This window comes from Nesterenkonia sp. E16_10, from assembly GCF_017347085.1.
Classification (GTDB): Bacteria; Actinomycetota; Actinomycetes; order Actinomycetales; family Micrococcaceae; genus Nesterenkonia.
This window is the reverse complement of the sequence record NZ_JADPSA010000016.1, coordinates 141,345-158,443: the sequence shown is the minus strand read 5'-3', so window position 1 is coordinate 158,443 and position 17,099 is coordinate 141,345. Positions and strand designations below refer to the sequence as shown.

The window sequence follows — 17,099 nt, the reverse complement described above, 5'->3', positions numbered from 1 at the left end:
CTGGAGCGAGCATGAACGAGAACACTTCCACCCCTCCGGCCCGCGGCCGATCCACGCGTCAGAAGCGCGCCGTCTGGGCGGCCCTGCACTCCCTGGATGACTTCGTCAGCGCCCAGGATCTGCATAAGATCCTCGACGGGCGCGGCGAGAAGGTCTCCCTGGCCACGGTGTACCGGGTGCTGCAATCGCATCAGGAGGAGGGACTCGTCGATGTGCTGCGCCCCGATGACGGTGAGGCGATCTTCCGGCTCTGCGAGCGCGAGGAGCACCACCACCACCTGGTGTGCCGCTCCTGCGGGCTGACCGTGGAGTTCGAGGCCCCCGCCATCGAGGACTGGGCGACCGAGCTCGCGCAGCAGCACGCCTTCACCGAGGTCCGGCACACCCTGGAGATCTTCGGACTCTGCGCCAGCTGCGCCGCCATCGCGCGCAGCTGAGCGCGCCGCGGACCAGCCTCAGGCGGTCAGCGCGGCGACGGCTTCGCGGCGGCGGGTGCGTCCGCCCCGACCGATGAGCACACAGACCACATAGATCAGGAACGAGATCGTGGTGATGTAGGGGCTGATCGGCACGGTGCCGGTGATCGCGAGCATGATCCCGCCCACCGAGGAGATCAGCGCGAAGAGCATCGAGAGCAGCACCGCGAGGTAGGGCCGCACCGTGACCTTCAGCGCGGCCGCCGCGGGCACCACCAGCAGCGCGAGCACCAGCAGTGCGCCGACCACCTGGACCGACATCGCGACCGCGACGCCCAGCAGCACCATGAAGACCATGGAGAGCAGGTTGACCCGGACCCCGCGGGCCCGGGCCAGCTGCGGGTCCACCGAGGCGAACATCAGCGGGCGCCAGATCAGCAGCAGCGCGATGCTGATCACGACGGCGCCGGTCACCAGGGTCTGGGTCTGGATATCGTCCACCCCGACGATCTGTCCGGTGAGCAGCCCGAACTTGTTCGCGCTGCGTCCCTGGTAGAGCGAGAGGAAGAGGATGCCGAGGCCGAGCCCGAAGGGCATCAGCACGCCGGTCACCGCGGAGGTGTCGCGGTCCTTGAGGCTGAGCACCCCGATCAGCACCGAGGCTGCGACGGCGCCCATGGCCGACCCGGCGACCACGTCCACCCCGATCAGCAGGGCCAGCGCCGCTCCGGCGAAGGAGATCTCGGCGATGCCGTGGACCACCAGGGCGGTTCGGCGCAGCATGATGAACACCCCGATCAGGCCGCCCATCAGGCCCAGCACACCGGCGGTGATCACCGAGTTCCGGACCAGCGAGAACAGCTCCCAGTAGCCTTCGGTGGTGAACGAACTGGTCAGCGTCTCCATCATGGCAGCGCCAGCTCCTCGGGGTGGTAATGGCAGCTCTCGTCGTGGGTGGACATCACCAGCAGCCGGCCCTTGTGTTCGATGACGTCCACGGAGGAGCCGTAGAGCTCGGAGAGCACCTCGGAGCGCATCACCTCGGCGGTGGTCCCGATCCGGTACTGGCCGCGGGCGAAGTAGAGCACCCGGTCCACGTGCTCGATCACCGGATTGATCTCGTGGGTCACGAAGACCACCGCGGAACCGCGCTCCACGGCCTGGCGGCGGATGAGCTCGGTGACCGCCTGCTGATGGTTCAGGTCCAGCGAGTGCAGCGGCTCGTCACAGAGCAGCACAGCAGGATTCGAGGCCAGCGCCTGGGCGGCCCGCAGGCGCTGCTGCTCACCACCGGAGAGCAGACCCACCGGCATGTCCGCATAGGCGGTGGCGCCCACCGCCTCGAGCAGCTCATCGACCCGGCGGCGCAGTCGGCGGGGATGCATCCGGATGCCGAATCGGTGCCCGTCGAGACCCAGGGCGACCATGTCTCGGGCGCGCAGCGGGGTCTCTTCGGGCATCGTCTGCTGCTGCGGGATGTAACCGACCCTGCTGCTCCCGCGGCGCACCGGGGATCCAGCGATCTCGGCGGTTCCCGAGTTGAGTCGGGTCAGGCCCAGCAGCACCTTCAGAAACGTGGACTTGCCGGCGCCGTTGGGCCCCAGCACGGCCAGGAACTCCCCCGGCGCGAGGTCGAGGTCAAGTCCTTCCCAGAGGGTGCGGCCGCTGAAGCCCACACTCGCGTCGCGCAGCCGCACCAGCTGCCCGGTTCTGGCGGGCTCAGGCTTGGCGGGCTCAGGCTTGGCGGGCTCAGGCTTGGACAGCGCGAGCTCGGAGGGCGCGGTCCTGGGCCGCTCGGGGTCAGACAGCTCGGAGATACGTGTCTCAGCCACGCGACTCCTCGACCACGGTCTCGACGGCCTCGATGTTGGCCTCCATCCACTCCAGATAGGAGCCATGCTCCTCCGGGATGGTCTCGTTGAAGTCCAGGACGGCGACGTCGGCGCCCTCGGCGGCCTCTCGGATCTGCGCGGACTGGTTGGTCTCGGTCTGCGGGTTATAGGAGAGCAGGTCGATCTCCTGGTCCGCCGCGGCGTTGAGCGCCTGCTGGTAGAGCCGGGCCGAGACGTCGTCGCCGTGCTCCACCGCGGCGAGGAACTGCTGATCGGTGGCGTCCTCGAAGCCGGCGTCGGTGAGCAGGAACTGCGAGACGGCCTCGGTGGCGAGGAAGCTCATCCCCTCGGCCTCGATGGCGCGGTTGCGGTCATCCAGGGCGTCGATCTCTTCGGCCAGGGCGGCGGCGTTGTCCGCATAGAGCTCGGCGTTCTCCGGGGAGATCTCTGCCATGTGCGCGCTGAAGTCCTCGGCGAAGTCGCTCATCGCGGCGAGGTCGTACCAGATGTGCTCGTTGACGAAGCCGCCGGACTCGTCCTCGGCAGCGTGGTCGTGGCCCTCGTGGACGTCTTCCTCGCCCTCGTGCTCATCCTCGGCGTGTTCATCCTCAGCGTGCTCATCCTCGGCATGCTCATCCTCAGCGTGGATGTGGGCGTTCTCGCCCTCGATGAGCTGGTACACCGCATCATCCTTCCCGGAGGTGGCGGCGAGTCGGGTGAGGAAGGGATCGTATCCGCCACCGTTGGCCACGATGACGTCGGCGCCGTCCACGGTGAGTCGATCCTGCGGGGTGGCCTCATAGGAGTGCGGGTCGGCTGCCGGGTTGTCCACCAGCGCGGTGACCTCGGCGCTCTCGCCGAGGATCTCCTGGACAAGGTCGGCATAGACGTCGGTGGAGGTGACCACGCTCAGGGTCCCGCCCGGATCTGCCGAGGAGCCCTCGTCCTCGGTCGATCCTGCAGAGCCGGCACAGGCGCTGAGCAGCAGCGTCGCAACGCCCAGGACGGCGGCGGAGGGAAGCAGACGGGAGGCGGGCATAGGTCGTACCTTCTTCATGGGGAGACGCTGCGGAACGAGCAGGTGAGAACAGCGTACGTCTAGACTTTGTTGAGAACAAATCTCAACTAGACCGGGGTGCGCCACCCGCCAGCAGCGGCTCAGCTCTCCTCGGCGGCTCAGCTCTCCTCGACAGCTCAGCTCTCCTCGACAGTCACCGTATGCCGCCGGCGGGAGTCCCAGGACTGGGTGGCGTCGTGGATCTCGCCCACCAGCACCTCCAGCACGTCTTCGAGGAACAGGATGCCCCGGGTGGTGCCCTCGTCGTCGATCACGCGCGCCAGGTGCGAGCCGGTGCGCTGCATCTGGGCCAGGCAGTCCTCGATCTCGTCGGTCAGGCCCATATTGCCCAGGGAACGCACCACGGTCACCGGGATCGGCTCCGCGGAGGCCGCCGCAGGTAGGCTCATCACGTCCTTGAGGTGCACATAGCCGGTGTAGACGTCCTGGTCGTCGGCGGTGACGAAGCGGGAGAACCCGGTGCGCCCCACCGCCTTCTCCACCTTGCGCGGGGTGACGTCCGCCGGCAGGGTGACCACCTCGTCGACCGGGATCATCACCTCGGCCGCGGTGTAGTCGCTGAACTCCATGGCCCCCGCGATGATTCCGGCGTCGTCGCGCACCGTGCCGCCGCGCTTGGACTCGGCCACGATCGATTCCATCTCCTCCAAGGTGAAGGTGGAGACCACCTCATCGCGCGGAGTGATCCCGAAGGCGCGCAGCACCAGGTTCGCGGTCAGGTTCAACACCCAGATCAGCGGCATCAGCACCCGGTAGAGGAACACCATCGGCGGGGCCAGCAGCAGCACCGCCCGGTCCGCCACCGAGACCGCGGCATTCTTGGGCACCATCTCCCCGATGGTCACGTGCAGGAAGGAGACCAGCGCCAGGGCGATGACGAAGGCGATCACGCTCGCGGCGGTGTAGCTCAGCCCGAACGAGGTCAGCGGGTCGGTGAGCAGGTGGTGGATCGCTGGCTCAGAGACCATCAGGATCAGCAGCGAGCACACCGTGATGCCCAGCTGCGCGATGGCGAGCATCTGCGAGACGTGCTCCATCGCGTAGAGCGCGGTCTTGGCCCGGGCCGATCCGGCCTCGGCCTTGGGCTCGATCTGGCTGCGCCGGGCGCTCATCACCGCGAACTCGCCGCCGACGAAGAAGGCATTGGCGGCGAGCAGCACCACCAGCCAGAGGATGCCCATCAGATCGGGGTTCATCGTCGTCCACCCCTTTCGCGGGCATGACGGACATGGTCCGCGCGGTCCTCGGCGAGCTTCTCGGCCCGCGCGGCGGCCTGCTGCAGCGCGGCGTCGCGGGCCTGCGGGTCCGGGGTGAAGCAGATCCGGTCGATCCGGCGGCCGTCGACCCCGACCACGGCCAGCCTGCCGCCGTCGACCTCCACGGCGTCTCCCGGTCCGGCCACCCGGCCCAGGGTCAGCAGCATGAACCCGGCCGCGGTCTCATAGGCCGGATGTTCGGGGATCGAGAGCTCCAGGATCTGGGCGTTGATCTCATCGGGGCGCAGCCGCCCGGGGAAGAACCAGTCGCCGGAGGCGCTCTGCAGCACCCCGGGGGCGATCCGGTCATGTTCGTCGGCGACCTCGCCGACGATCTCCTCGATCAGATCCTCCAGGGTCACCACCCCGGAGGTGCCGCCGTACTCGTCCTCCACGATGGCCACCTGCAGCGAGGCCTCGCGCAGCACCGGGAGCAGCGCATCGAGGTGGATGGTCTCCGGGACCCGGGTGATCTCCGACATCACAGTGGCCGCGACCAGGCCCTGGCGCTTCTCCCGGGGCACCGCCACGGCCTTCTTCACGTGGGTCACCCCGCGGACGTCGTCGACGCTCTCGCCCAGGACCGGGAAGCGTGAGAACCCGGTCTGCCGGGCCAGATCGATCAGCGTCTCCAGTGAGGCGTCGGCGTCGACGCTGGCCATGCGGGGGCGCGGGGTCATCACGTCGGCGGCGGTCTGGTCGGAGAAGCGCAGCGTGCGGTCCAGGAAGGTGGCGGTGCCCTCCTCGAGGGTGCCCAGCATGGCCGAGCGGCGCACCATCGAGGACAGCTCCTCAGGCGTGCGAGCACCGGAGAGCTCCTCCTTGACCTCCAGGCCGAAGCGATGCAAGACCTTGTTGGAGAAGCCGTTGAGCACGGTGATCAGCGGCCGGAAGACTGCGGTGAACGCCAGCTGCGGGCGTGCCAGCACCCGGGCCACGCGGTAGGCCTCGGCGATCGCGAGGTTCTTCGGGACCAGCTCGCCGATGATCATGGTCACCATGGTCGCGATGATCAGGGCCAGGGTCAGCGAGACCGCGGAGAGCGCCCGCTCGGGCACGCCGAGGGCGTCCAGCGGGCCAGCCAGCAGCGCACCCAGCGCAGGTTCGGCCACGTAGCCGGTGAGCAGCGTGGTCAGGGTGATCCCCAGCTGACAGGAGGACAGCTGCGTGGAGAGCGACTTCAGGCAGCGCATGACCGCCGGGGCGGACTTGTCACCGCGATCCATCGCGTGCGCCACGGTGGGCTGGTCCAGGGCGACGAGTGAGAATTCGACGGCGACGAAGAACCCGGTGCCCAGGATCAGCAGGAATCCGAGGCCCAGAAGCAACAGGTCCACTTAGCGCAGCCACCTCCGGCCGAGGCGCGGCCGCGAGGGCAGGGCCCGGATCGAGTGACGGGTGTGGATCAGGTGCGGGCCGCGGCCAGGTTGTCGATGCTCCATGAGATCTCAGAGCTTACCGCCTGATTCTCCGGGATCCTGATCACCAGGAACCGGAAAGCGGCTTGCCCTCCTCGTATCCGGCCGCCGACTGCACCCCGGCGACGGCGCGCTGACGGAACTCATGCAGCGAGTCGGCTCCGGCATAGGTCATCGCCGAGCGCACCCCGGCGGTGATCGAGTCCAACAGGTCCTCGACGCCGGGCTTCGCCGGGTCCAGGTACATCTGGGAGGTGGAGATGCCCTCTTCGAAGATCGACTTCCGGGCGCGCGCGAAGGCGCTCTCGGTGGCGGAGCGGTTCTGCACGGCCCGGGAGGAGGCCATCCCGAAGCTCTCCTTATAGCGGCGTCCGTCGATTCCGGTGAGCATGTCGCCGGGGGACTCGTAGGTTCCGGCGAACCAGGATCCGACCATCACCTGGGAGGCCCCGGCCGCCAGGGCCAGGGCGATGTCGCGCGGGTAGCGCACTCCCCCGTCGGCCCAGACATGCTTGCCCAGCTCGCGAGCGGCCGCGGCGCATTCGAGCACCGCGGAGAACTGCGGGCGTCCCACCGCGGTCATCATCCGGGTGGTGCACATCGCGCCGGGCCCGACACCGACCTTCGCGATGTCGGCGCCGCCTTCGATGAGCTCACGCACCCCGTCCGCGGTGACCACATTGCCGGCCACGATCGGGATGCGCAGCCCGGAGGCCTCCACCGCGGCGCGCACCATGCCCAGCGCCTCGAACATCTTCTGCTGGTGCCCGTGGGCGGTGTCGACCACCAGCACGTCGACCCCGGCGCCGAGCAGCGCCTCGGCCTTGCCGGCGACGTCGCCGTTGATGCCCACCGCGGCGGCGACCTTCAGCCGGGAGTCCGCGTCGAGGTTGGGCCGGTACAGCGTGGAGCGCAGCGCTCCCCGCGGGGTCAGCGCCCCGACCAGGGTGCCGTCGGAGGTGGTCACCGGGGCGTAGTCGGCCCCGGCCGCGTCCATCGCGGTGAAGGCCTGCTCCAGACCGGCGTCGGTGAGCACCTCCTCGGCGGCCACGCGCAGCGGAGGCATCCGCATCACCGAGGCCACGGAGGCGAACCGGTCCACCCCGAGTCCATCCTGGGCGGTGACCACCCCGGCCAGACGCAGATCCTCATCGACCACGCAGACCGCGTCGTGGTTGCGCTTGTCCAAGAGGTGCAGCACGTCGAGCATCGTGTCGGTGGGCTGGACCTTCAGGGCGGTCTCCAGCACCGGGTGACAGGACTTGACCCAGTCGGTGACCTGGCGGATGACCTCGAGCGGGACGTCCTGGGGCAGCACGCCGAGTCCGCCGCGGCGCGCCATGGTCTCCACCATGCGGCGCCCGGTGACGGCGGTCATGTTCGCGGCCACCACCGGGATGGTGGAGCCGGTGGGATCCTCGGCGGAGAGGTCCACGCTCATCCGGGACTGGGTGTGGGAGCGCGAAGGGACTAAGAAGACATCGGAGTAGGTCAGATCGGTGATCGGTTCGTTCAGGAATCTCACGGGGATCCGCGCCCTTCGTAGTGCTGGTGAGGATGCTCACGGTCGGTTCGGCGGGGCTGCCGCGCCGCGGCGGGGCGCTGAGTCAGCGGCCCCTGACACGATACCGTGGCCGGTGGCGACACGGTGCACAAAGTCACTATGCTTGGACGAGGTGAAGATCCACGTGCACGGAGCTGTGCCGGATAACTACACAACACAATGGAAGAGGCGTATCCACAGTGCCAGAGCTAACGTCCAGCCGTCTTGCCGAGGAATTCCCGGGAAACGAATGGCTGGTCGCCGACATATACGACAAGTTCAAGGACGATCCGGATTCGGTGGATCGGAAGTGGGCTGAGATCTTCCGTGAGCTCGAGGGCGACGGTGATTTCCGTGCGTCCGGCACCTCCTCCGCTCCCGCGCCGACGGCGGCCACCCCCGCCGAGCCGAAGGCCGGTTCAGACTCCGGCAAGGCAAAGGCCGGTTCCGACTCCGGCGAGCCGAAGGCCGGTTCCGACTCCGGCGAGGCCGAGTCCAGCAGCAACGGTGCGCCGAAGGCGGACTCCGGCTCGCGCGAGAACTCTGCCTCGAAGTCCTCGGCTCGGGCGGCTGCGGACTCGAATCCCAGCTCCGACAACCAGCGCGCGTCCACCGGCGAGACCACCCCGTCCACGGCGAAGCCTGCCGAGCCGGAGGCTTCGCAGAAGCCCGCCAGCGAGAAGGGCCCCTCCGGCGGCAAGCCGGTGGCACCGCGGACTCCGACGACGAAGAAGTCCGAGGGCTCCTCCAGCATTCCGATTCCCTCCGAGCCCTCAGCCGCCAAGGCCGGCTCGAGCGAGAAGGAGGAGAAGCAGGAGAAGGTGATGCCGCTGAAGGGCATCTCCAAGGCCATCGCGGCGAACATGGATGCCTCGCTGACCGTGCCCACCGCCACCACGGTGCGCGCGGTCCCGGCCAAGCTGCTCATCGATAACCGCACCGTGATCAACAATCACCTCAAGCGGACCCGCGGCGGCAAGGTCTCCTTCACCCATGTGATCGGCTACGCGCTGCTCAAGGCGCTGCGCGAGCACCCGTCGATGAACGTCACCTACGACGTGCAGGACAACAAGCCGGTGGCCGTGCACCCGGCCCATGTGAACTTCGGCCTCGCCATCGACATGCCCCGCCCCGACGGCACCCGTGCGCTGGTGGTGCCGAACATGAAGGCCGCGGAGGAGTTCAGCTTCACCGAGTTCTGGGCCGCCTACGACGACGTGGTCAAGCGCGCCCGGGACAACAAGCTCACCCCCGGGGACTACGCCGGGACCACCGTCTCGCTGACCAACCCCGGCGGGATCGGCACCGTGCACTCGGTGCCGCGGCTCTCCAAGGGCCAGGCCGTGATCGTCGGCGTCGGTGCCCTGGAGTACCCCGCCGAGTTCCAGGGCGCCTCGGAGAAGACGCTGAACAACCTCGCGGTCTCCAAGGTCATCACGCTGACCTCCACCTATGACCACCGCGTCATCCAGGGCGCCGGGTCCGGGGAGTTCCTCAAGACCATCCACGAGTACCTGCTGGGCAAGCATGGGTTCTACGAGGAGATCTTCGAAGCGCTCCGGATCCCCTATGAGCCGATCCACTGGTCCGCCGACATCCAGGTCAACCCTGAGGACCAGATCAACAAGGTCGCCAGGATCCAGCAGCTGATCCACTCCTACCGGGTGCGCGGTCACCTGATGGCCTCGGTGGACCCGCTGGAGTACCAGATGCGCAGCCACCCGGACCTCGACATCGAGACCCACGGCCTGACCCTCTGGGACCTGGACCGGGAATGGCCCACCGGCGGCTTCGGCGGCAAGTCGATGCTTCCGCTGCGCAACATCCTGGGCGTGCTGCGCGACACCTACTGCCGCAGCACCGGTGTGGAGTACATGCACATCCAGTCCCCCGAGGAACGCCAGTGGTTCCAGGACGAGATCGAGCACCCCTACGAGAAGCCCACCCGGGACGAGCAGTTCCGAATCCTGGGCCGGCTCAACGCCGCCGAGGCGTTCGAGACCTTCCTGCAGACCAAGTTCGTCGGGCAGAAGCGCTTCTCGCTCGAGGGCGGCGAATCGCTGATCCCGCTGCTGGACACGATCCTCTCCGAGGCCGCCGATGAGGGCCTGGACGAGGTCGCGATCGGCATGGCCCACCGCGGACGCATCAACGTGCTCACCAACATCGCCGGCAAGACCCACGCCCAGGTCTTCCGCGAGTTCGAGGGCCGCGAGGCCGGCACCGGCTCCGGCGACGTGAAGTACCACCTGGGCACCCGCGGCTCCTTCACCTCCGACCGCGGCAACTCCACCAGCGTGTACCTGGCCGCGAACCCCTCGCACCTGGAGGCGGTCAACCCCGTCCTCGAGGGCGTGGTCCGCGCCAAGCAGGACCGGATCAACCAGGGCGCAGATGCGCTGAACTCCTTCTCCGTGATGCCGCTGCTGGTCCACGGCGATGCGGCCTTCGCAGGCCAGGGCGTGGTCGCGGAGACGCTGAACATGTCCCAGCTGCGCGGCTACCGCACCGGAGGCACCGTGCACGTGGTGGTCAACAACCAGGTCGGCTTCACCACCGCACCCTCGGCGGCCCGGTCCATGACCTACTCCACGGACATGGCCAAGGCCATCCAGGCGCCGATCTTCCACGTCAACGCCGATGATCCGGAGTCCGTGGCCCGCGTGGCCCAGCTGTCCTTCCGGTACCGCCAGCGGTTCAACAAGGACGTCGTGATCGACCTGGTCTGCTACCGCCGACGCGGCCACAACGAGGGCGACGATCCCTCGATGACCCAGCCCAAGATGTACAACCTGGTGGAGGCCAAGCGCACCACGCGCCGGCTCTACACCGAGGCGCTGGTCGGACGTGGCGATATCACCCAGGAAGAGGCCGATCAGGCGCTGCGCGACTTCCGGCAGCGGCTGGAGCGGGTCTTCACCGAGACCCACGCCGCCCAGACCCAGCCGATCTCCACGGCCGACCCCGATGCCTCCGGCACCCGGGGCATGGCCCCGACCGCCTCGGAGGACGAGACCAGCACCCCGGAGCGTGCCGGTGACGACACCAAGATCAGCGAGGACTCCCTCGCGCACATCGGTGAGGTCCACACCAACATCCCGGAGAGCTTCACCCCGCACCCGAAGCTGAAGTCGCTGCTGGAGAAGCGGGCCAAGATGGCCCGCGAAGGCGGCATCGACTGGGGCTTCGCGGAGGTCGCGGCCTTCGGCTCGCTGCTCATGGAGGGCACCGAGGTGCGTCTGGCCGGCCAGGACTCGCGCCGCGGCACCTTCGTGCAGCGCCACGCGGTCTTCCACGACCGGGTCAATGGCGACGAGTGGTACCCGCTGAAGAACCTCACCGAGGATCAGGCCAGGTTCTTCATCTATGACTCGCTGCTCTCTGAGTACGGCGCGCTGGGCTTCGAGTACGGCTACTCCGTGGAGAACCCGAACGCACTGGTGCTCTGGGAGGCTCAGTTCGGCGACTTCGTCAACGGCGCCCAGATCATCATCGATGAGTTCATCGCCACGGCCCAGCAGAAATGGGGCCAGAACTCCTCGGTGGTCATGCTGCTGCCGCACGGCTATGAGGGACAGGGACCGGACCATTCATCAGGTCGCCCCGAACGTTTCCTGCAGCTCTGCGCGGAGGACAACATGACCGTGGTGCTGCCCTCCTCGGGTGCGAACTACTTCCACCTGCTCCGGCGGCAGGCGGTGGCGCGTCCGCGTCGTCCGCTGATCGTCTTCTCCCCCAAGCAGCTGCTCCGGCTCAAGGCTGCGGCGAACTCGGTGGAGGACTTCACCACGGGCACCTTCCAGGAGGTGATCCCGGACCGGGACGTGGACGCGTCGAAGGTCAAGCGCGTCCTGATCGTCTCGGGCCGGCTCTACTACGATCTGATCGCCACCCGGAACAAGCACAAGGACGAAGCCACCGCGATCGTCCGGCTCGAGCAGCTCTACCCCATGCCCGTGGAGGAGCTGCAGGCCGAGCTGGACCGCTACTCCTCGGCCGAGGAGGTCGTCTACGCCCAGGACGAGCCGGTCAACCAGGGTCCATGGCCGTTCCTCGGCATGAACCTGCGTCCGCTGCTGAAGCAGGATCTCAAGCTGGTCTCGCGCGCTGAGTCCGCCGCCACCTCGGTGGGGCAGGCCAAGCGCCACGCCAAGGAGCTGGAGGGCCTGCTCAGCAAGGCCTTCCCGCACTTGGATCTGTGAACCGGATGGAACACTCCACTCAGGATCTCAGAGCCGCAGCCTCCGGTCACCGGCGCCATGTGCGCATCGTCGCCCTGGGCGACGAGCTGCTCAGCGGCGTCGGCGACCCCCGCGCGCTGGGGTGGTTCGGTCGGGTCATCTCGAAGACCCCGATCGACGGAATCACCCTGGAGCATTACGCCCTGGCCATGCCCGGTGAGGGCACCGAGGCGCTCTCCGAGCGGTGGCAGGACGAGGCCGTCGCCCGGTTCTCCGGTGCCACTGCCGACGGCGGCACCCCGGAGCGCCATCTGGTCATCGCGCTCAACGACACGGATCTCTACAGCGCGACCTCCTCGGCTCGGTCTCGGCTGAATCTGGCCAACATCCTGGACCGGGCCTCCCAGGAGGGCATCCGGTGCCTGGTGCTCGGGCCGGTCCCGACCCTGGATGCCGAGCGCAACCAGAGGATCTCGGAGCTCAACGCCGCCTACCGGGATGTGGCCTCTCGTCGGTCCCATGTCTACGTGGACGCCTACACTCCCCTGGTCGGCCACGAACAGTGGCGCAGCGACCTCGCCGGCAACGGCGGTCTGCCCGGGCAGGCCGGATACGGCCTGGTCGCCTGGCTGGTGCTGCACCGCGGGTGGTATCCGTGGTTAGGGCTCCAGGAGCCCGTGGCCTAGAATTACCCCAGCCGACGAAAGGAGTTCATCATGAGCAAGCGTGGACGCAAGCGCAGCGCTCGTCGCAAGAAGAACGCCAACCACGGCAAGCGCCCCAACTCCTGATCTCAGTGGTCCGAGGCTCTTGCTGCGGCTGACGCGATCCAAGCGGCGGCGCAGAATACACAGAACCCCTGCAGAGCTTCTCTGCAGGGGTTCTGTCGTGCTCGGGCCCGGATAACCGGGCGCGGGTTCAGCGCCGGGTCAGAGTCAGGGCTGCTCGTCGTCCTGCTGGTGCCCGGCCTGGAGTCGGATCTGGCTGATCCGCTCCAGAATCGTGACCTTCAAGGTCTCTGGGGCGCGCTCGGCGCAGGAACGACGGACCACGGTGCGGATGATGCATTCCAGGTCGTAGTCGTTGGCGCACTCCGGGCAGGCATGCAGGTGGGCCTCGACCTCACCGATGTCCTCCCGGCTCAGCGCACCGTCGGCGTACTCATAGATGCGCTCCATGCGGGTCTGCTTCTCGGTGCAGTCACCGTCTTTGCAGTTCTCATCCAGCCACTTGCCGGGGCTGACCTCGGTGGCCTGGTTGCGATCTTGGTCATTCATCATTTGGCCTCCTGCTTCTTGAAGCCCCGTTCGCGGGCATAGTCACTGAGCAGTTCGCGCAGCAGCTTCCGCCCGCGATGCAGCCGTGACATCACCGTGCCGATCGGGATGTTCATGATCTCGGCGACCTCTTTATAGGCGAAGCCCTCGACGTCGGAGAAGTAGACCGCCAGGCGGAACTCCTCGGGAATCTGCTGCAGCGCGTTCTTCACGTCGGAGTCCGGCAGATGATCCAGCGCCTCGGCTTCGGCCGAGCGCAGACCCGAGGAGGTGTGCTCCGCGGCCTGGGCCATCTGCCAGTCCTCCACGGTGTCCGTGTTGGCCTGCAGCGGCTGCCGCTGCTTCTTGCGGTAGATATTGATATAGGTGTTGGTCAGGATCCGGTACAACCAGGCCTTGAGATTGGTGCCGGGCTTGTACTGGTGGAACGCGGAGTAGGCCTTGGTATAGGCCTCCTGAACAAGGTCCTCGGCATCCTGCGGATTGCGCGTCATCCGCATGGCGGCGGAGTAGAGCTGGTCCACGTACTGGAGAGCCTCGCTCTCAAAACGCACGCGACGCTGCTGTTCGGTCTCTTCGGCGACGTCGACGCTGCTTGAATCAGCGTCGGGGCCGGTGGCTGCGGGCTTTTCCATCACTGACGAGTCTACTCGCACAGCGCGGACCGGCCGTCGGACGTCACGCGTGGGAGCGCGGACGCGCATCGGGCTGAGTGTCGGCGTGGTCATACCGGGCACAACGACGACGCCGCGCTGTGCATTCCTGCCCGGCGTCGGCCGCCACCCGTCTGCGCCGTGCCCACCGCTCATCAGGCCTGCCGATTCCCGAGACAGCCCTGATTGGGTAGATTGGACCTTGAACGATGCTTCAGCGCCACACTCCTACAGGAGGACACTATGTCTCTGCTTCGTAAATTCGCCCGCCCACTGCTGGGCGCGAGCTTCATCGCCAGCGGTGTCGACCGCCTGCGCAACACCGATGATGCCTCGGCGCGGATCGGGTCCACCCTCGAGGAGATCGGCTCATTCTTCCCCCAGGCCGAGCCGCTGGTCTCCAATCCCAAGCTCACCACCCAGGTTCTGGGCGGCGTCGAGGTCGTCGCCGGCGCCGCACTGGCCCTGGGCCGATTCCCGCGCGCCTCGGCCCTGATGCTGACCGGAGTCCACAAGTTCAACAGCTACGCCGAGTACCGCAATGCTGAGATCGAGAACGACTCCGATGTCACCGCCCAGCGCAAGACGCTGCTGAAGAACGCCTCCGTCCTGGGCGGCCTGACCCTGGCCATGGTCGACCTCGACGGCAAGCCCTCGCTGGGCTGGCGCGCCGAGCACCTGGCCAAGACCACCCGCAAGAAGGGCGCCAAGTTCGGCGACAAGACCTTCAAGTGGGCCGACGACCTCGGCAGCGACGCCTCCAAGAAGGTGCGCGACTTCGAGAAGAACGCCAAGAAGAACTTCCAGCGCGCCGAGAAGGACGCTCTGAAGGCGATCAACAACGCCGCCAAGGGTGCCAACAAGGGTGCCAAGTCTGCGAAGAAGAAGGTCGGAGCTTAGTACCTAGCGACGTGAGCACTACATCTACACCCGCTGCATCGGTGCCCCCGCAGCCGTGGCCTGCGCCACGGGCGGGGGCACCTCTGCGCGCAGAGGTCACTGTTCCCGGGTCGAAGTCCCTGACCAACCGCTATCTGCTCCTGGCCGCCCTGGCCGACGGCCCGAGTCTGGTGATCAACCCGCTGCATTCCCGGGACTCCCGGCTCATGCTCGACGCCCTGGCGGCACTGGGCTGCACCGTGGAGCACGTCCCTGACTGGGAGAACTCCGGAGTCCCCGCCGTGCGGGTCACCCCGCTGCCGGCCGGCGCCGCCATGCAGGGCCGCCGAGAGCATGCCGAGGAGCTGCGCATCGACTGCGGACTGGCCGGGACCGTGATGCGGTTCATGCCGGGCGTTGCGGCGCTGACCGGGGCGCGGGTCCACTTCGACGGCGATCCTGAGGCCCGCGCGCGCCCGATGGGCGCAGTCCAGCACGGGCTGCGTGATCTCGGCGTCGAGATCACCGGTCCAGGCGCGCCGGAACCGGGCCAGGAGGGCCACCTCCCATTCACCGTGCACGCCCCGCAGGGCATCACCGGGGACCAGATCACCATCGACGCCTCGGCCTCCTCGCAGTTCGTCTCCGGACTGCTGCTGGCAGCGGCCCGGATGCCGCATGGACTCACGCTGCGCCACGTCGGTGAATCGGTCCCCTCACTGGAGCATGTCGAGATGACGCTTCAGGTGCTCACCGAGGTCGGCGTGCAGGTCAGCTCGCCCGCGAAGCACACCTGGCGGGTGGAGCCCGGCGAGATCTCCGCCTTCAGCGTGCGGGTGGAGCCGGACCTCTCCAACGCCGGCCCGTTCCTCTGCGCCGCCGCCGTCACCGGCGGAGAGGTGTCCATGCGAGGCTGGCCGATCACCTCCACCCAGATCGGGCGCCGCTGGACCGAGCTGCTGCCCGCCTTCGGTGCCGAGATCGTCACCGAGCCTGAGACGGCGAGCACCGTGACGCTCCGGGTCCGCGGGGCGCAGCTGCGCACCCCGGGCACCGTGGACGGCACCGCCGAACTGACCCCCACCGTGGCGGCGCTCGCCGCGCTGTGTCAGGAACCCACCCGGTTCACCTCGGTGGGTCATCTGCGCGGCCACGAGACGGATCGGATCGCCGCCCTGGTCGCCGAGATCCGCCGGCTCGGCGGCTCCGCGGAGGAGACCGAGGACGGATTCGAGGTCACCGCCCCGGTCACCCACGGCGGCCTGGTGCGCAGCTATGCCGATCACCGGATGGCGACCTTCGGTGCGGTCCTGGGACTGGTGCTCGAGGACGTCGAGGTCGAAGACATCTCCTGCACCGCGAAGACCATGCCTGATTTCCCGCAGCTCTGGGCCGGGCTGCTGGCCCCGGCCCCGGAGGCGCACCCATGAGCCGCTGGGCCGACTGGGACGAGTCCCGGGTCCGGGTGCGCCCGAACAAGAAGGGCACCCGTCCCCGGACCAAGGAGTCCCCGGACTACTCCGACGCCGAGCTGGGCCGGGTGGTCACCGTGGACCGCGGCCGCTACACGGTGCGACTGGAGGACTCGGAGGGCGCGGAGCGGATCATCTCCGCGGTGCGTGCTCGCGCCATGCGCCGGACCCCGGTGGTCCCCGGTGACATCGTGGGCCTGGTCGGTGACACCACCGGCGATGCCGGCTCCCTGGCCCGGCTGATCCGGATCCAGGAGCGCACCACGCTGCTGCGCCGCAGCGCCGAGGACACCGACGACGCCGAACGGGTGATCGTCGCCAACGCCGATCAGCTGCTGATCGTGGTGGCCGCGGCCGACCCCGCCCCGCGCACCGGATTCATCGACCGAGCCCTGGTCGCCGCCTATGACGCCGGGATCACCCCGATCCTGCTGGTCACCAAGGCCGACCTGGTCGAGGACCCGGAGGATCCGGCCGGCCTGATCAGCCACTACGCCGAGCTGGAGCTGCAGATCGTGGTCTCCCGGCAGGCCAGCGGCACCGCCTCGGGGGACCCGTCCCTGGACCCTGCAGCCGTGGTTGCGCTGCGCGGCTCGCTGACCCAAAGGGTCACCGCGATGATCGGGCACTCCGGGGTGGGCAAGTCCACCATGGTCAACGCGCTGACCGGTGCGGATCGGGCCACCAGCGGGGTCAACGCGGTCACCGGTCGCGGTCGGCACACCTCCTCCTCCGCCGTCGCGCTGAACCTGGAGCCCGCAGAGTCCCTCGATGTCGCCGCGGCGCGGAACTCCTGGATCATCGACACCCCCGGTGTGCGCACCTTCGGGCTGGCCCATGTGGCGCCCGACGATGTGCTCGGCGCCTTCTCCGACCTGGTCGAGGGCTCCGCCGCCTGCGAACCCGGCTGCGCCCACGTCTCCCCCGAGGGCGGCTGCGCCCTGGACGCCTGGGTGGCCGATGGTCATGCCGGGGATCACGGCGCCGCCCGGCTGGCCTCGCTGCGCGGACTGATCCGATCCATGGCCGGGACCGAGGACGGACCGGAAGAGAAGCGGCTCGGCGCGTAACCGCGTGAATGCGGGTCCCGCCGC

General features: G+C 68.3%; 15 protein-coding genes. 7 read left to right on the top strand and 8 right to left on the bottom strand.

Annotation, left to right across the window (positions count from 1 at the left end; genetic code table 11):
• Nucleotides 1-11 precede the first annotated feature (11 nt).
• Complete coding sequence (locus I2487_RS05400) at nt 12-437, top strand: Fur family transcriptional regulator (RefSeq protein WP_207170935.1); 426 nt, start codon at nt 12-14, stop codon at nt 435-437.
• Nucleotides 438-455: 18 nt separating this feature from the next.
• Here the strand turns inward: I2487_RS05400 and I2487_RS05395 are convergent, their stop codons facing one another.
• The 6 genes from I2487_RS05395 to guaB1 all read right to left on the bottom strand — a co-directional run bounded on the left by I2487_RS05395 (nt 456) and on the right by guaB1 (nt 7,525).
• Complete coding sequence (locus tag I2487_RS05395; protein ID WP_207170980.1) at nt 456-1,322, bottom strand: metal ABC transporter permease; 867 nt, start codon at nt 1,320-1,322, stop codon at nt 456-458.
• Complete coding sequence (locus I2487_RS05390; RefSeq protein ID WP_345941342.1) at nt 1,322-2,113, bottom strand: metal ABC transporter ATP-binding protein; 792 nt, start codon at nt 2,111-2,113, stop codon at nt 1,322-1,324. Before I2487_RS05390 ends, I2487_RS05395 begins: the two co-directional genes overlap by 1 nt.
• 127 nt (nt 2,114-2,240) lie before the next feature.
• Entirely contained in the window at nt 2,241-3,287 is a 1,047-nt protein-coding gene (locus tag I2487_RS05385; RefSeq protein ID WP_207170933.1) for a metal ABC transporter substrate-binding protein, read from the bottom strand.
• 155 nt (nt 3,288-3,442) lie between these two features.
• Nucleotides 3,443-4,522 carry a hemolysin family protein gene (locus tag I2487_RS05380; RefSeq protein WP_207170932.1) on the bottom strand — a complete coding sequence of 360 codons (1,080 nt, stop codon included), beginning with the start codon at nt 4,520-4,522 and terminating at the stop codon, nt 3,443-3,445.
• Nucleotides 4,519-5,919: a CNNM domain-containing protein gene (locus I2487_RS05375; protein WP_207170931.1), complete on the bottom strand. Its 1,401-nt coding sequence runs from the start codon at nt 5,917-5,919 to the stop codon at nt 4,519-4,521. Before I2487_RS05375 ends, I2487_RS05380 begins: the two co-directional genes overlap by 4 nt.
• 145 nt (nt 5,920-6,064) lie before the next feature.
• Nucleotides 6,065-7,525, bottom strand: a complete 1,461-nt coding sequence (gene guaB1 / locus I2487_RS05370; RefSeq protein ID WP_207170930.1) for a GMP reductase — start codon at nt 7,523-7,525, stop codon at nt 6,065-6,067.
• Between the two features lie 218 nt (nt 7,526-7,743).
• On the opposite strand from guaB1, the gene I2487_RS05365 reads away from it, so the two are divergent.
• The 3 genes from I2487_RS05365 to I2487_RS15845 are packed head-to-tail and all read left to right on the top strand — an operon-like array spanning nt 7,744 to nt 12,515.
• A complete protein-coding gene (locus I2487_RS05365) occupies nt 7,744-11,745 on the top strand; it encodes a multifunctional oxoglutarate decarboxylase/oxoglutarate dehydrogenase thiamine pyrophosphate-binding subunit/dihydrolipoyllysine-residue succinyltransferase subunit (RefSeq protein ID WP_207170929.1) in 4,002 nt (1,333 codons plus the stop codon).
• A gap of 5 nt (nt 11,746-11,750) precedes the next feature.
• Entirely contained in the window at nt 11,751-12,410 is a 660-nt protein-coding gene (locus I2487_RS05360; RefSeq protein ID WP_207170928.1) for a GDSL-type esterase/lipase family protein, read from the top strand.
• A gap of 30 nt (nt 12,411-12,440) precedes the next feature.
• Nucleotides 12,441-12,515, top strand: a complete 75-nt coding sequence (locus I2487_RS15845; protein WP_369699669.1) for a 50S ribosomal protein bL37 — start codon at nt 12,441-12,443, stop codon at nt 12,513-12,515.
• A gap of 144 nt (nt 12,516-12,659) precedes the next feature.
• Here I2487_RS15845 and rsrA read toward each other — a convergent pair whose 3' ends face one another.
• Together rsrA and I2487_RS05350 are read right to left on the bottom strand one after the other, a co-directional pair.
• On the bottom strand, nt 12,660-13,004 hold the full coding sequence (rsrA, locus tag I2487_RS05355) for a mycothiol system anti-sigma-R factor (RefSeq protein ID WP_518523700.1): 345 nt from the start codon (nt 13,002-13,004) through the stop codon (nt 12,660-12,662).
• Nucleotides 13,001-13,636, bottom strand: a complete 636-nt coding sequence (locus tag I2487_RS05350; protein WP_207170927.1) for a sigma-70 family RNA polymerase sigma factor — start codon at nt 13,634-13,636, stop codon at nt 13,001-13,003. The genes rsrA and I2487_RS05350 overlap by 4 nt, the downstream gene beginning before the upstream one ends.
• 261 nt (nt 13,637-13,897) lie before the next feature.
• Here I2487_RS05350 and I2487_RS05345 point away from each other — a divergent pair, with 261 nt between their 5' ends.
• From I2487_RS05345 to rsgA, 3 genes are read left to right on the top strand one after another with little or no spacing between them, the layout of a single operon-like run.
• Nucleotides 13,898-14,554, top strand: a complete 657-nt coding sequence (locus I2487_RS05345; RefSeq protein ID WP_207170926.1) for a DoxX family protein — start codon at nt 13,898-13,900, stop codon at nt 14,552-14,554.
• Between the two features lie 11 nt (nt 14,555-14,565).
• Nucleotides 14,566-15,963 (top strand): 3-phosphoshikimate 1-carboxyvinyltransferase, encoded by a 1,398-nt coding sequence (gene aroA / locus I2487_RS05340; RefSeq protein ID WP_207170925.1) that lies wholly within the window; start codon nt 14,566-14,568, stop codon nt 15,961-15,963.
• On the top strand, nt 15,960-17,075 hold the full coding sequence (gene rsgA, locus I2487_RS05335) for a ribosome small subunit-dependent GTPase A (protein WP_207170924.1): 1,116 nt from the start codon (nt 15,960-15,962) through the stop codon (nt 17,073-17,075). Before aroA ends, rsgA begins: the two co-directional genes overlap by 4 nt.
• Nucleotides 17,076-17,099: the final 24 nt, after the last annotated feature.